The 13840-nt window shown below is 56.0% G+C and carries 12 protein-coding genes; 7 read left to right on the forward strand and 5 right to left on the reverse strand.

Features of this window, described 5'->3' with window-relative positions:
* Window positions 1-34: 34 nt before the first annotated feature.
* The 3 genes from AC0ZWN_RS01170 to AC0ZWN_RS01180 all read right to left on the reverse strand — a co-directional run bounded on the left by AC0ZWN_RS01170 (window position 35) and on the right by AC0ZWN_RS01180 (window position 3055).
* Entirely contained in the window at window positions 35-1138 is a 1104-nt protein-coding gene (locus AC0ZWN_RS01170) for an alkene reductase (RefSeq protein ID WP_093433416.1), read from the reverse strand.
* 122 nt (window positions 1139-1260) lie between these two features.
* Window positions 1261-2517 carry a cation:dicarboxylate symporter family transporter gene (locus tag AC0ZWN_RS01175; protein WP_093433419.1) on the reverse strand — a complete coding sequence of 419 codons (1257 nt, stop codon included), beginning with the start codon at window positions 2515-2517 and terminating at the stop codon, window positions 1261-1263.
* A gap of 112 nt (window positions 2518-2629) precedes the next feature.
* Window positions 2630-3055 carry a VOC family protein gene (locus AC0ZWN_RS01180; RefSeq protein WP_026000724.1) on the reverse strand — a complete coding sequence of 142 codons (426 nt, stop codon included), beginning with the start codon at window positions 3053-3055 and terminating at the stop codon, window positions 2630-2632.
* Window positions 3056-3212: 157 nt separating this feature from the next.
* Between AC0ZWN_RS01180 and AC0ZWN_RS01185 the strand changes: the two genes are divergently transcribed.
* The 7 genes from AC0ZWN_RS01185 to AC0ZWN_RS01215 all read left to right on the forward strand — a co-directional run bounded on the left by AC0ZWN_RS01185 (window position 3213) and on the right by AC0ZWN_RS01215 (window position 12140).
* The gene (locus AC0ZWN_RS01185; protein WP_093433422.1) at window positions 3213-4091 is read left to right on the forward strand and encodes a LysR family transcriptional regulator; all 879 of its coding nucleotides are present in this window, start codon (window positions 3213-3215) and stop codon (window positions 4089-4091) included.
* Between the two features lie 136 nt (window positions 4092-4227).
* Entirely contained in the window at window positions 4228-4416 is a 189-nt protein-coding gene (locus AC0ZWN_RS01190) for a hypothetical protein (protein ID WP_186624177.1), read from the forward strand.
* Window positions 4417-4584: 168 nt separating this feature from the next.
* The gene (locus AC0ZWN_RS01195) at window positions 4585-6969 is read left to right on the forward strand and encodes a DUF3772 domain-containing protein (RefSeq protein WP_476333729.1); all 2385 of its coding nucleotides are present in this window, start codon (window positions 4585-4587) and stop codon (window positions 6967-6969) included.
* A gap of 324 nt (window positions 6970-7293) precedes the next feature.
* The gene (locus AC0ZWN_RS01200) at window positions 7294-8403 is read left to right on the forward strand and encodes a hypothetical protein (protein WP_476333731.1); all 1110 of its coding nucleotides are present in this window, start codon (window positions 7294-7296) and stop codon (window positions 8401-8403) included.
* A 36-nt stretch (window positions 8404-8439) separates the two neighbouring features.
* Window positions 8440-9432 (forward strand): trypsin-like serine protease, encoded by a 993-nt coding sequence (locus AC0ZWN_RS01205; protein WP_476333732.1) that lies wholly within the window; start codon window positions 8440-8442, stop codon window positions 9430-9432.
* On the forward strand, window positions 9420-11552 hold the full coding sequence (locus AC0ZWN_RS01210; protein WP_476333733.1) for a S8 family serine peptidase: 2133 nt from the start codon (window positions 9420-9422) through the stop codon (window positions 11550-11552). The genes AC0ZWN_RS01205 and AC0ZWN_RS01210 overlap by 13 nt, the downstream gene beginning before the upstream one ends.
* Window positions 11553-11678: 126 nt before the next feature.
* Window positions 11679-12140, forward strand: a complete 462-nt coding sequence (locus AC0ZWN_RS01215; RefSeq protein WP_476333734.1) for a DUF3574 domain-containing protein — start codon at window positions 11679-11681, stop codon at window positions 12138-12140.
* A gap of 315 nt (window positions 12141-12455) precedes the next feature.
* On the opposite strand, the gene catA is transcribed toward AC0ZWN_RS01215, so the two are convergent.
* Both catA and catC read right to left on the reverse strand, forming a co-directional pair.
* Window positions 12456-13373: a catechol 1,2-dioxygenase gene (gene catA / locus AC0ZWN_RS01220; protein ID WP_476333735.1), complete on the reverse strand. Its 918-nt coding sequence runs from the start codon at window positions 13371-13373 to the stop codon at window positions 12456-12458.
* A gap of 172 nt (window positions 13374-13545) precedes the next feature.
* Entirely contained in the window at window positions 13546-13836 is a 291-nt protein-coding gene (gene catC, locus AC0ZWN_RS01225) for a muconolactone Delta-isomerase (RefSeq protein ID WP_116255671.1), read from the reverse strand.
* Between the last annotated feature and the right edge of the window lie 4 nt (window positions 13837-13840).

Below are 13840 nucleotides of genomic sequence, written 5' to 3' on the forward strand. Positions count from 1 at the left end.
TGCGATTGCGCCCGGTCGGTGTCAGGGTTGCCATTCAGGCGTTAGCGGTTGGCCAATCGATGTAGCCTTTCGCGCCACCGCCGTAGTAACTCTCACGCGGGGCAATGGTCAGTTCGAGACCGTGGCGCAAGCGCTCGACCAGGTCGGGGTTGGCAATAAACAAACGCCCAAACGCCACCGCATCGATATGGCCCTGCGCCCGACGCTCAAGCGCCATCGCCAGGTCATAGTTGTTGTTGCCAATGAACGCGCCGTCGAACTGCGCACTCAGCGCGTCAAGATCCACGCCCGCAGGAACGCTGCGAGAAGTGGCCGTGGCGCCTTCGACGAAATGCAGGTAGGCCAGATTGAATCGATTGAGTTGCTGGATCAGGTAGCCGTAAGTCGCCATGACGTTGCTGTCGGGCGGCGTATTGCCGGCATCGGGCGTTACCGGAGACAGGCGGATACCGACACGGTCGCTGCCCCAGATGGACGCCACCGCTTCCGTCACTTGCAGCGTCAGCCGGGCACGGTTCTCGATGGAGCCGCCATAGAGGTCCGTGCGCTGATTGGTCGAATCACGCAGAAACTGGTCGAGCAGATAACTGTTGGCCGAATGCACTTCGACGCCATCGAAGCCGGCTCGCTTGGCATTCTCGGCGGCGAGTTTGTACTGCTCGATGATTCCAGGAATTTCCGCGATCTCAAGCGCGCGAGGCATCGATACCTCGACAAAACCTTTCTCGGTATACGTGCTGCCCTCAGCCTTGATGGCCGAGGGTGCGACCGGCGCTTCGCCATTGGGCTGCAACTCGACACTGGAAAAACGCCCCACGTGCCACAGCTGGCAGACGATTTTTCCGCCGGCCGCGTGCACCGCATCGGTGACTTGTTTCCACCCGGCGACCTGCGCTTGCGACCAGATGCCCGGCGTCATCGCATAGCCACGTCCCTGAGCGGAAATGTTCGTCGCCTCGGCGATGATCAAACCTGCACTCGCACGCTGAGCGTAGTAAGTCGCATGCATTTCATTCGGTACGCCGTCGTCGGCCATCCGGCTGCGCGTCACGGGGGCCATGACAATTCGATTGGCCAATTGCAGCGCGCCCATCTGCATGGGCGAAAAAAGGTCGGTATCAACAGCGTTATCAATCATAAGCACTCCTATTCAATAGACCGGTCGTCTAGTAAAGCAACCCAAAAAAAACGCCCCTGCGCCAGCGGGCGTGCACTCGTTATCGGTGCGGTTTCAAACGTGAGGGTCCGACGCTTGAAGGCTCACACTTCGGCAGCGGGATGAACACCTGACGGTTCAAGCGCTGCCCTTTCCCACTTGGCAATCACCAGCGGTGCGATGGCATTGCCCAATACGTTCAGCGTGGTCGTACCGCTGTCGATGATCCTGAAAATACCCGCGATCAATGCCACGCCTTCCAGGGGCAGACCGGCCGAAGCCAACGTAGCGGAGAGGATGATGATGGCAAACCCGGGCACCCCCGCCGCGCCTTTGGACGTCAGGACCATCGTCACCACTAGCAGGATCTGCTGCGACAGCGACAGGTCGATGCCATAGAGCTGCGCGACGAAGATCGTCGCGACGCCGAGGAAGATCGAAGCGCCATCCAGATTGAATGCATAACCCACCGGCACCACGAAACTGACGATCCGCCGCGGTACACCGTAGGTCTCCAAACGGCTCATCAACTGCGGCATGACGGCGGCGGATGCGGCACTTGAGAACGCCAGAATCAATTCACTGCGGAAGTAGCGAATCAATTTGAAAATGTTCTCGCCAATCAAGTAGCAAATGCCGCCGAGTATCACCAGAGCGAACACAATCAGCGCCAGATAAACCACCCCGATCAACTTGAGCAATGGCAACAGCGAGGCAAAACCAAATGTCGCGACCGTGGCGCCAATCATGCCGAAGACACCGACCGGCGCGTAGGCCATGACAATAGAGACCACTTTGAACATCGCATCGGAAATGCTCTGAACCACCGCGATGGCTGGCGCACTTTTTTCTCTTGGCAACGCATTCAAAGCGAGGCCGAACAGCACGGCGAAGAACAGTACCGAGAGCAATTTCGCTTCCGACATCGCCACCAGAACATTATCCGGCACGATGTTCTGCACGATCACCAGCGCGCCTTTCGAGGGTTCCATGTTGATCGATGCCGTGCCATGCGACAGGCCGGAAATATCGGTGCCGCTACCCGGTTCAAAGAGGTTTGCGAAACACAAGCCGATGACAATGGCCAGCGCGGTAATAGCAAAGAAATAACCCAGCGACTTGATGCCCATGCGGCCAAACGACTTGTTATCGCCACCGCCAGCGATGCCCAGAATCATGCAACAGAAGACAATCGGTACAACCACCATCTTCATCATCTTGATAAAGATGTCACCGAGGGGCTTGAGGATCTCTGTACTGACCCACGTTTGATATTGCGGATGGGTATTGAGATACCAACCGACGAGCACGCCAAGCAACAGCCCGGCAACGATTTGCCACACCAGGGGAATACGTTTCATGTCTAGCCTTTTTGTTGGAAGGAAAGGTCTGCGTCAGCGGCAGTTGCTAGAGTCATGAGCTTCCAGCTCACTAGGGACCAAATGGCACAACCGGGTTGTGCCATGACGGTTGTCACTTGGCGAAGAGCTGGCTCATATCCTTGAACGCCTTGAACTCCAGGGCGTTACCGCAAGGATCAAAGAGGAACATGGTGGCCTGCTCACCCACCTGCCCTTGAAAGCGGATGTAAGGTTCGATCACAAACTCGGTGCCAAAGGACTTCAGACGTTCGGCCAATGCTTCCCACTGTTGCCATCCCAAAATGATGCCGAAGTGCGGAACAGGGACGTCGTGACCGTCGACCGGGTTGCTGTGAACGCTTTCCTGGGACGCAGTTTTCGGGTGTTCATGAATCACCAGTTGGTGGCCATAAAAGTCGAAATCGACCCACTGAGTACTGGAGCGCCCTTCTTCAAGACCAAAGACTTCACCGTAAAAGGTGCGCGCTGCAGCCAGATCGTAAACGGGGATAGCGAGGTGAAAAGGCGAGAGGCTCATCAGAAACTCCAATCATGTTTTTGTTGGTTGGTGAACATTCCTGCCGTCATCGGCGCCTTGGGTTCAGCCGCTGCCGGGGGATGGGAAACATCCTAGGGCGGAAAACCAAACATAAAAATCAATATATATTTCTTAGAAACACAATTAATATTTGTGAATGATCAAAGAACTAAAGACACTCATCGCCGTAGCACGCGAAGGTACTTTCGCTGCAGCCGGCAACAGGATCGGCCTCACGCAGGCTGCCGTCAGCGCCCAGATCCAGCGCCTGGAAGCCGAACTCGGCTTCGAGCTTTTCGACCGAAAGGGGCGCTCGGCACACCTCAACAGAATGGGCCACCAGATACTGCTGCAAGCGCAAGAACTGCTCAGGCTCTACGACAGCCTCGGCTCGACAACGGTGGGGCTGCCGCCCAGCGTGCTGGTCAACATCGGCGCCATTGCGTCGGTGCAGCGCTCTTATCTACCCGATGCACTCGCGAAGTTTCACCAGCACTGCCCGCAGTGCAGATCCCGGATCGTTCCGGGGTTGTCGATGGAACTGGTCAACCTGGTGGATGCTGGCGAGATCGACATGGCCGTGATCATCCGACCCCCCTTCTCACTGCAAAGTGATCTGCGCTGGACCACGCTGGCGCTGGAGCCTTACCGGTTGATCGTGCCACGCGATGTGCCGGGCGATGACTGGGCCCAATTGCTTTCCAGCCAGCCATTCATTCGATACGACCGCTCCTCTTTCGGAGGCAGGCAGGTCGACCGCTTTTTACGGCAGATGCATTTCACCCTGCACGAGGTCTGCGAGCTGGATGAACTGGAGGCAATTATCAAACTGGTCGAAAACGGTGTCGGCGTGGCGCTGGTGCCGCAGACGGCGCCCGACTTTGCCTGGCCTGCCGGCGTCCGGGTGCTCGACCTCGGTCAGCACACGTTCCACCGTGATATCGGGCTGGTGCACCGATCGCGCCAGACCTTCACCGAACCTGTACGGATGCTGGCCGAGCTGATCAGTGCGCAGGTCAAGATCGGCTATGACTGAGTGCAGGGTTGCGCCTTCACAAAGCACAGCCATTAACCGCATCAATAACAATCATTGATTCAATGAAGTTCTCTTATCAATAGCACGGCGTAACATCGGCTCCAGACCTGACCACTACCCCAAGGAGCACACACTCATGAAACGCCAAGCCCTTCTCAGCATCGCTTTCTCATTGTTCGCCCTGAACGCTGTTGCCGCTCCCGCGACTCAAACCGATCCGCTGTTCAGCGACGCAGTAGCCGCCGCCACCCAGACTGATCCGCTGTTCAGCGATGCCGTTGCCGAAGGGGGTTCCGACCGTTTGCTCGAACGCCGCGCCGTCTGAGTGCAGCGCTTTACCGCCGTCACCGAATAAAGGCCCGACCTCACCCGTCGGGCTTTTTGCGTCTGCAAGTTCTGCTCACCTACCCTGCTCTGCCGGAAACTTTTCCTCGCCAATCGCCTCGATCACCTAACCTCATAGACTGTGTGATCCATTCGAGCCGCCTCACCCATGCGCAACACATTGAAGTCGTTGTTTTTTGTTGCATTCATGCTGCTGGTTGGCGGCAGTCCGACGCTATTGGCCGCCGACTTGCCGGCGCCGGCAACCACCGCCGCCGCGCCGCTGCCGGTGATTTCGCAAAGCGAACTGCAGGCGCTGCAACAACGCCTCGACGGCCTCAAGCAACAGATTTCCGCAGCGAACAATTACAACCAGCTCGAAGGCCCGCAGGATCGGGTGCAGGCGTTCATTCTGGATGTCGATCGGTTGTCGGCGGCGTTGTTGCCGCAGCAGGCGCAACTGGCGGTGCAGTTGGGGGTGCTGGGGGCCGCGCCGGATGCCGATCTAGCGGAAGAGCAGGCAGACATCGTCGCGCAACGGGCGTCGTTGGCCGAGCAGAAGAGCAAGGTCGACGGCACATTGAAGAGCCTGGCGGCGCTGAAGCAGAGCGCGGCGGATCTGATTACGCAGATCGCCGGGATACGCCGCACACTGCTGGAAAGTGAGCTGACGCTGGGCACTGACAGCGTGCTGAGCCCCAGTTTCTGGTCGCCGCTGGTGAGTCCGAGTGACGATGATCGCCAGCGTCTGCGCTTTTTCGTTGCGCAGGTGCGCGACACATGGGCCACCGTGTGGGCGCCGGGCGAACGCATCTACACCAGTATGTTGATGGCGCTGGCACTGATCATCTGGACCTTCGGCCGCCGGCTGGCCGAACGCGGTCTGACCTGGGTGTGCATTTACCGCATGCCCGAGGGACGTCTGCGCCGCAGTGCGCTGGCGTTCGCCTCGGCGCTGGCGACCATCGCCACCACCGGCATTGCCTTGCAATTGCTGTTCTATGCCTGCACCCGCCACCAACCGTTGCCGCCGGTGCTGGAAACCTTCTCCGAAGAATTCGAGAAGGTCGTGTATGCCTGCGTCCTGCTCACCGGGTTGAGCCGCGCGTTGCTGTCGACCGAACATCCCTCGTGGCGCCTGCCGGCGATTGCCGATTCGGTGGCGCTGGCGCTCAGGCCCTACCCGCGCATCCTGTCCTGCACGTTATTGGTGCTGGTGACGCTGGTGCAGGTGAGCAATGCCACCGGCATGAGCAGCCAGATCGTGATTGCCGGGCGCGGGGTCATTTCGATCGTCGTGCTGATGATCGTGACGATCCTGCTGTTGCGCGTCGGCAAGGTGCGCAAGGCGCTGGTCGCGGCCAATGATGCGGCAGCGGCGAACAGTACGTTTGCCGGAGTGATTTACACCCTTGCCAGCGTCTCGATGTTTGTCTCGGCGATCGCGCTGCTGGCTGGCTACGTGTCGCTGGCGCGGTTCATCAGTTATGAGCTGGTGTGGGCGTACATTGTCTTGTCGGGTTTCTACCTGCTGATCCAGTTGATCAAGGACGTCTGCGAGCACGTATTTTCACCCAGACATGCGAGCGGTAAGGCGCTCAAACAGTTATTGGGCATCGGTGATCGCCGCCTCGATCAGATCTCGATCCTGCTGTCCGGCTTCAGTCGGGCCGCACTGATGCTGCTGGCGGTGATCGCTCTGTTTGTCGGTGGCATCGGCACCACGCTCGGGCAACTGGCGAGCAACATCATGGCGATCCTTGGCGGCGCCGGGCTGCGCAAGCTGAACATCGTCCCCGGCCACCTGCTCAATGCCGTGCTGGCGCTGATGATCGGCATCTGGCTGATCCGCGCCCTGAGTCGCTGGCTCGACAACGAGTTCCTGCCCAGGACCGACATGGACCCGGGCATGTGTGCGTCGCTGAGCACACTGTTTTCCAACATCGGTTACGCCTTCGTGATTCTGCTGACGCTGTCGTCGCTGGGCGTGCAGTGGACCAATCTGGCGTGGATCGTCAGTGCGTTGTCGGTGGGCATCGGCTTCGGTTTGCAAGAGATCGTGAAGAACTTCGTCTCCGGCCTGATTCTGTTGACTGAACGACCGGTGAAGGTCGGCGACCTGATCAGCATCAGTGGCGTCGAAGGCGACATCCGCCGCATCAACGTGCGCGCCACGGAAATCCAGCTCAGCGACCGCTCGATCGTCATCGTGCCGAACTCGCAACTGATCTCGCAGAACCTGCGCAACGTGACGCTGGGCGGCAGCGCGCAAGGCGTGGCGTCACTGGAACTGGTGTTCCCGCTGGATATCGATCCCGAAGAGGTCAAGGAACTGTTGCTCAACACGTACAAGGAGAACGAAACCATCCTCGATAAACCAGCCCCTTTTGTGCGCTTCAGCAAGTTGTCGCCGGACGGGATTACCTTGACGGTGACTGGTTATGTGGGCAGTCCGAGGATTGTCGGGGTGACCAAAAGTGATTTGTTGTTTGAAATTCTCAAGCGTTTGGGGGCAGCGGAAATTGCGTTGGCGAAACCGCCGACCACCGCATGATTTTTGTTTGAGCATGGGTACTAGCTCTTTTACCGCCTCTGCGAGGACCGCAAATATCGCCATTTTTAATAAGCGTTATTTCTAATAAATAATAATGGCCACTGGACAGTTCAGGGGCAGCGACTAAAGTTCGAAACATCATCAGGACTCAATGAAATTCAGCAACCTGTACAAAACTTTTTAGTTGTACACCGACAGGGCATGTCGTTCGGGCATTCAACAGAATGCGAATCCCTAAAAACCAACAAAACGGATTCTTCCCTGACACTAAATGTGTCGCGGGTTGCCGACCGATGACGTTCGCGCATCGCCCAGGAGGTTAGCGTGAAAACTATTTTCCCTCTCATTTCTGTATTAGCTCTTACCGGTTGTGAAACGGTGGAGATGCAATACACAGATCCCGCACCTCAAGGAAAATTCGATGAAGTAGAAGCTCAGGCGAACGAGCATTATGAGTACTTTGTCTTTCCAAAAACTTATATTCTCGTTACGCCGATCGCAGAGGTTACGAGCAAGGAAACGCCTGCCCAGGAACAATCGGCAGCAGGTAATAACAAGGAAAAAAACAAATCCACGGAAAAGACGAGTAACGTAAAAACTAAAACCGGCTCCACCGCCGAGAAAAAAAACGAGCCCTCTGAAACGCCGTCGAAAGACGCCACGCCTTCGCCACCCACCCTCTCCAACGGCTTGGCAACAGCTGTCATTGATCGTCGTAAATGGGAGGCCAAAGTCGTGCAGCTTCCCGATGATAGCCAATCCATGGCGGTTAAAGGCTACTCAGGGTTCTGGAAGTCGACCGCCGTGGGAATAACCAAATATCAAAATACCGATATGGTGTCGTCGGTTAGTACCAAAGCCGAGAATCTGGTACCGAAGCGGCTAGGGCAAATAGCGTCGGTTGTTGCCACGGCAATGCAGATTGGTGCATTAGTTGTGAGTCGCGAAACGTCTGAACAAGCAGTCGATCTTGAGCCTTTTGTTGCTGATATTTCCAAACCGTCCGGGAGGATAAACAGTGACTGGACATATACATTCAAATACGACAACCCAACCCCTCCCGCAGGAACTGTAACTCTGCAAAGCTTCAGAGAAAAAGCAATGAATCGTAAAGTCCCGTACTGGCCAGTACCTGCTTGCAGAAGTGCAACACTCGAAATTATCAGAAAATCTGACGGTTCAAAATCTGCGTTCCACGTCACCGTATCCAACCTGGATGCCGTGCGCCTGCAACCTTTATCGATAGATGGAAAACTTGAACTCGGCTCAACTTGCAGTGCAACCGTGTCAGGCGCCACCACCGCGGATGGTTTCTCAACTTTCTCCGATGACTTCCAAGCTGTTAAACAGTTAATCGAAACGATCAAGGCTGCAAAGAAACCAACTGATGCCGATGCGGGTCAGGAAAAAGCGCCTTCCAACGCAAAAAAATAACGTTGTAAACATGGCCGGGGTCATTGGAGAAGGATCATGTACAGAGCGAAGCTGACTTCGTCGGCTCAAACAGTCTTGTTCATCGTATTGAATGCGCTCGCTAGTGGTGCAGGAGCTCTACAAGAGTCATCCGACCCGACAGAGGTTGTCTTTAAAGCATTCGCAGAGCACGGCGTCGAAGGCGACATCCAACTGGTCAACGGCGTAAAGGCCAAGCGGCAGGATTGGCCCACTATTCTGAATGCCCGGCTTTCGCCGCCGGGGAACAAGCCGGCGGTAACCTGTACCGGAGTGCTCGTTGGGCCGGGGGTTTTTCTGACGGCTGCACATTGTTTCGATTCAGGGCTGGAGAGGCCGATTCGTTCTGTGGTGTTTCTGGATATCGGGGGGCAAAAGCTGCCGGTTTCATGTCGAATATCCGACGAATACTCCAAGGCAATACAGGAAGGTGGATGGCGAGGTAACGAACCTCGTGTCAGTCAGGATTACGCATTGTGCAGCTTCAAACTCACTGAGGTGTCGCCCGAACTCTTCAACCAACTGCGCTATGAAAATATAGATAGCGCCAGCACCCTGAACTCCGGCACTAGCGTCCTGATGACAGGATTTGGTTGCTCTGACAGTGCGATCCTCCTCCACCCGAACACTGACTTGAAACTGGATGGGTTACTTCGCATCGGTGATGCACAAATTCAGTCTGCAGGCAGTGACGGTCAAGAGTTTTCAAAGCAGTTTGCGAGTATTCAATCACCGCTCAACAGTGCGCCTGCGCTTTGCCCCGGAGATTCGGGTGGCCCATTGTTCTCCGGCGTGACAACAGCCACGCAGACCCAGCCAAGAAAAGTGCGTGCCGTGAACTCTACTGTTGAAGTGATTCCAGGCAAGGCCGGCGCCGTCGCCATTTCCCGAGTAGCGCCGCTTGCCACCGACTCGTTCAGAAAGTTTGTGACAACCTGGCTGGCCACCGATAAGCAGAACGTAATTTGTGGGTTCAATCGGACCCCAGGGTACAAACCATGTCGAGATTGACTCGAGTTACCTTTCTATTGACCTCTCTGACCACCTGCTGCGGGGTTGCATTGGCGTCAAGTGCTGTGCCGGACGCAGAGAAACGAACGTTCGCCGTTCGTGCCGTCGGGCCGGTCTCGGATGATTATCTGAGGGCGTTCATGGGCTTGGTCGATGCAAAACAATTGCCAAGAGAAAACTATCCGGATCTCAATCAACTAAGCGCCAACCAGATTATCTCGGTGCTGTGCGGTTCCTTTAATCAGGCCTATTGGGACAAGTTGCAGGAGATGAACCAGCCTGTAGGTTTATCACCTGATCCGAATGCCATCATCGGTGACCTTGTGTACAAGATGAACTGGCCTGCTTGCCTTATCGTGGATACAAAACCCGCCCAACCTTACACCGTGAAGCCTGGAGATACCGCCTTCAACGTTTACAAGAACTTGACCGGGGCGCCAGGTGAAAGTCAGATTGTCGACGAATATTTCCAGTCATCAGGCATCCACAATCTGAACAAACTAAAGCCCGGTCAAACACTCGTCCCCAATCACATCACCACCGCGACAGTGGTCCATGCTTCGTTTTCACCGGACAACCTCAAATCAAAACTGAGCACTTACAAGACGTCAAACGTTGTCAAGATATCCTTCGACGAGTCCTTGCCCGCTACATCGCCTGCCGAGCCCGGAATGCCTGAGTTCCAGATTGCAGCCGGGAAAACTCAGTCGTATAAAAACCCGCCTGAGTGCGAGGATCCCTCTGCACCTGCCGAGTCATTCAACAGTTTGTGGTTGTCAAATGCCTATAAGGACTCTCTGCAAGCGGTGAGACTGTTGAATCTGGATCAGTCTTTCACCAGAGTTGCCATTGCAGACAATGGTTTTTTTGGCGCGAACCTGGTTGCCGGCAAACTCGTTTTTGGCTCTCATTTCCCCTCCCGTTTTTTCATGAACAAGATGACTGGAGGAACGGGCATCATCGGTCCGATGACCATGAGCGGTAAGCAGATTTATCCAATCAACTATTTAAACGGAAAAACAAACGCATCCATCGTAAGCGGCCATGGGACGCACGTTACGGGACTGGTGTTAGGCGGCAGCAGCTTTCAGCCCTATCTTTCTGTGTTTGATCGTCCCGGAGGAGGATCCTGGTTACGGCTGTGGATTGTGAATGTCGGCAATGGCGAGGAAACATTGATCCCCAATTCAACCAGCGAATTGAGTCAACAACTCAATCTACTGAACAATAGCGTTATCAACCTCAGCCTGGAATACGATGCCGGCGCCGGCTCGAATTCGAATCAGATATTTTTACGTATGGTAGAGAGCAACAATCTGTTTGTTGTTTCCGCAGGAAATGATGGAAAAGCCGACGTCAGCGACGCCCCCTACTACCCGGCAGCATTTGGCGGCCTATCACAGCGCAACGTCATATCAGTTGCGGCCCATAAACCTGATGGTGAGTTAGCAGCTTTCAGTAATCGCAGCGCCACCAGAGTCGACCTCGCCGCCCCAGGATGCGATCTTTCATCTTGGCTCAATGACAGCGAAAAAATCACTAAAGTAAGCGGTACGTCCCAGGCTGCGGCACTTGTGACGTTCACTGCGGCGCTACTGAGATCGCTCGATAACATGGCGTCTGTTGAAATCAAAAACAGATTGATGGTCAGTGGAGATCTACTGAAGAAAAACCCGCATCAGAGTGCAAAGAACACTCCGGACCCAGGCGAAGTGCTATCCCGATCAAAATTGAATGCGGCTCGGGCGCTTTATGTATTTGACGATTACGTCAAATACACTTCACATGCGGACGGTACCGTGCATGAGGTTTTAGGTGAGTTCCTCGGACTGCCGAATTTGAATTGCGCACAACCCGTGTCACTCGAAAATCTGTGGGCTGTCAAAGCGTCGGAAGACGGTTTCTGGTTCTACAAAGGAAAGAAAACGCCTCTGGAAGTCGTTTTAGCCCCCTGCCTCGCAAAAGCATCAACAGATGCAGTATTGAAAATAAAAATCCGTGCCGAGTTGAATGCGGATGGTGTGCCGGTTCCCGTGGCAGATAGTCCGGTTCTCGACGTGCAAGCCACTGAGCTGAACCTTCTGGTTACCGCAAGCAGACCTTACAGACAGTCGCTGTAGGTGAATCAAGGCGATAGACGGAGTTATTCCCAAAGCGCCTAGCCGCCTGCTTTTTAGGTCTTTATTGGCCGGTAAACCGCAACCTTATACTTGTGCGGTTCACCTAACGATCAATAAGGATGTTCCATGCCTCAACGTCTTTTAGTGGCGGCCTTGTTTTTGGCCGTCGCCGGTTGTGCCAGCCCTCCTCCTGCGTCCATTCACACCCATGATCCCGCCAGTTCGACCCTGCAAGGCGATGCCTCGCGGCCGGCGCAGGCGCAGTGGATTCGCACCGAGTTGTACTTCTCCGTAGGCTCGATCGATGGCAAGGACGGTGCGGTCAGCCCGGCGCGCTGGCGCGAGTTTCTTGATCAGGAGGTGACGTCGCGATTTCCTGATGGTTTCAGTGTGTTCGATGCTTATGGGCAGTGGCGGGATAAGGGCGCGAAAGAGCCTGAACGCTTGAGCACCAAAGTGATTGTGATCCTGCATGAAAACAGTGCGAAGAATGCGGGCAACATTGAAGCGATTCGCCTGGCTTACAAGCGTATTACCGGGGACTTGTCGGTGCTGCGGTTGTCGCAGCCGGCGGAGGTGTCCTTCTAGAATCAGAAGCCCCTCACCCTAGCCCTCTCCCAAGGGGAGAGGGAACCGATCCGGGGATATTGGAGGGATACGCCGACCTGAATTTGCTTCACCGAATCCAAAATCGACCTCGACCTGTATTTCCCTCACCGAATCCAAAATCGACCTCGACCTGTACTTCCCTCACCGAATCCAAAATCGACCTCGACCTGTATTTGCCTCACCGAATCCATAATCAACTCGGCCTTTCAGGTCGACGTAGCGCTCAAGATCAACTCGGTCAGTCCCCTCTCCCTCTGGGAGAGGGTTAGGGTGAGGGAATCAGACGACTCGGTATCAAGCGTCCTGCAACGCACGCGGCCGTTGGCTGCGTTGTTCGGCACTGGCGTCCGGCGCCTGTTGCAACTGGAAGTCGAACTTCAGCTCGGCATAACGCCCCGACACCGCGTCCGCACGGAACACCACTTCCCCGACCAAGCCTTCACGGGTCGCGTAGGCGAAGTCATCCCACAGGTATTGATCACCCGAAAGATTGATCTGCGTGGTCAGATGCCGATGCCCCGGCGCGCTGATAAAGAAATGCACATGGGCCGGGCGCTGGCCATGGCGGCCGAGCTGGTTCAGGCATTCCTGGGTTGGCCCTTGCGGGTCGCAGCCATAACCGGACGGCACGATGCTGCGAGCGCGGTAACGGCCTTCGGCGTCGGTAATGATGCGTCGACGCAGGTTGTACTCAGACTGGCTCGGATCGAAAAACGAATAGGTGCCCTTGGTGTTGGCGTGCCACAGATCAACGGTGGCACCGGCCAGCGGCAGGCCATGCAGATCGAACACCTGGCCTTCGAGGTGCATGACGGTGGCGGCACCCTCCTCGCTGCCGTCATCCATGCGGCACTCGCCTTCACACAGCGGCGCGCCGGCCACGTACAGCGGGCCTTCGATGGTGCGTGGTGTGCCGCCGGTCAAGCCGATCTGTGCATCCTTGGCGTCCTGCAACAGGTCGAGGAAGTGCTCGATGCCAAGGCCGGCGACCAGTAATCCCGCCTCCGAACGAGCGCCCAGACGGTTGAGATAGTCGACCGCTTTCCAGAACTCGTCCTCGCTGATTTCGAGGTCTTCGATGATTTTCGCGCTGTCCTGCAAGATCCGCAGAACGATGGTTTTCAGCCGGGAGTTACCCTCGTCGTTGGCGAAACCGGCGGCTTCTTTGAAGAAGGCTTGCAACTCGGCGGTGTGGGCAATTTTCACGGTCATGGTGGTTACCTCATCTTGTTGTTTTGTTGGCGCAGTTCTCTTACTCAGCGCACTTCCCCTGTGGGAGCGAGCTTGCTCGCGAATGCGTTGTGTCATTCAGCACCTATGGTGACTGGCTCACCGCTTTCGCGAGCAAGCTCGCTCCCACAAGGGAAATGCGGCGAGCTCAGAATTAGCGGTCGTCGCTGTGGATCGACGACGGATGCCGACACAGGCCGTCGACCTCGATGTCCATGTAGGGAAACAACGGCAAGCGCATCAGCGTGTCGTGCAGGGCCTCGACGCTCGGCACATCGAACACGCTGTAATTGGCGTAATGCCCAGCGATGCGCCACAGGTGTCGCCATATGCCTTCGCGTTGCAGTCGTTGGGCCAGTTCCTTCTCGTCAGCCTTGAGCCGGGTGGCCAATGACGGGTCCATGTCGACGGGCAATTTCACCGTCATTTTTACGTGGAACAACATGCTG

The sequence above is a fragment of the Pseudomonas sp. 3B-A001-10F genome (genome assembly GCF_056313565.1).

What these genes read in the sequence shown, in the direction of transcription:
- AC0ZWN_RS01190 (WP_186624177.1), top strand. Translation starts at nt 4,228, where the DNA reads ATGAAACGCCAAGCCCTTCTCAGCATCGCTTTCTCATTGTTCGCCCTG.
- AC0ZWN_RS01185 (WP_093433422.1), top strand. Translation starts at nt 3,213, where the DNA reads ATGATCAAAGAACTAAAGACACTCATCGCCGTAGCACGCGAAGGTACT.
- catC (WP_116255671.1), bottom strand. Translation starts at nt 13,836, where the DNA reads ATGTTGTTCCACGTAAAAATGACGGTGAAATTGCCCGTCGACATGGAC.
- AC0ZWN_RS01215 (WP_476333734.1), top strand. Translation starts at nt 11,679, where the DNA reads ATGCCTCAACGTCTTTTAGTGGCGGCCTTGTTTTTGGCCGTCGCCGGT.
- AC0ZWN_RS01195 (WP_476333729.1), top strand. Translation starts at nt 4,585, where the DNA reads ATGCGCAACACATTGAAGTCGTTGTTTTTTGTTGCATTCATGCTGCTG.
- AC0ZWN_RS01205 (WP_476333732.1), top strand. Translation starts at nt 8,440, where the DNA reads ATGTACAGAGCGAAGCTGACTTCGTCGGCTCAAACAGTCTTGTTCATC.
- AC0ZWN_RS01170 (WP_093433416.1), bottom strand. Translation starts at nt 1,138, where the DNA reads ATGATTGATAACGCTGTTGATACCGACCTTTTTTCGCCCATGCAGATG.
- AC0ZWN_RS01180 (WP_026000724.1), bottom strand. Translation starts at nt 3,055, where the DNA reads ATGAGCCTCTCGCCTTTTCACCTCGCTATCCCCGTTTACGATCTGGCT.
- AC0ZWN_RS01210 (WP_476333733.1), top strand. Translation starts at nt 9,420, where the DNA reads ATGTCGAGATTGACTCGAGTTACCTTTCTATTGACCTCTCTGACCACC.
- AC0ZWN_RS01175 (WP_093433419.1), bottom strand. Translation starts at nt 2,517, where the DNA reads ATGAAACGTATTCCCCTGGTGTGGCAAATCGTTGCCGGGCTGTTGCTT.
- catA (WP_476333735.1), bottom strand. Translation starts at nt 13,373, where the DNA reads ATGACCGTGAAAATTGCCCACACCGCCGAGTTGCAAGCCTTCTTCAAA.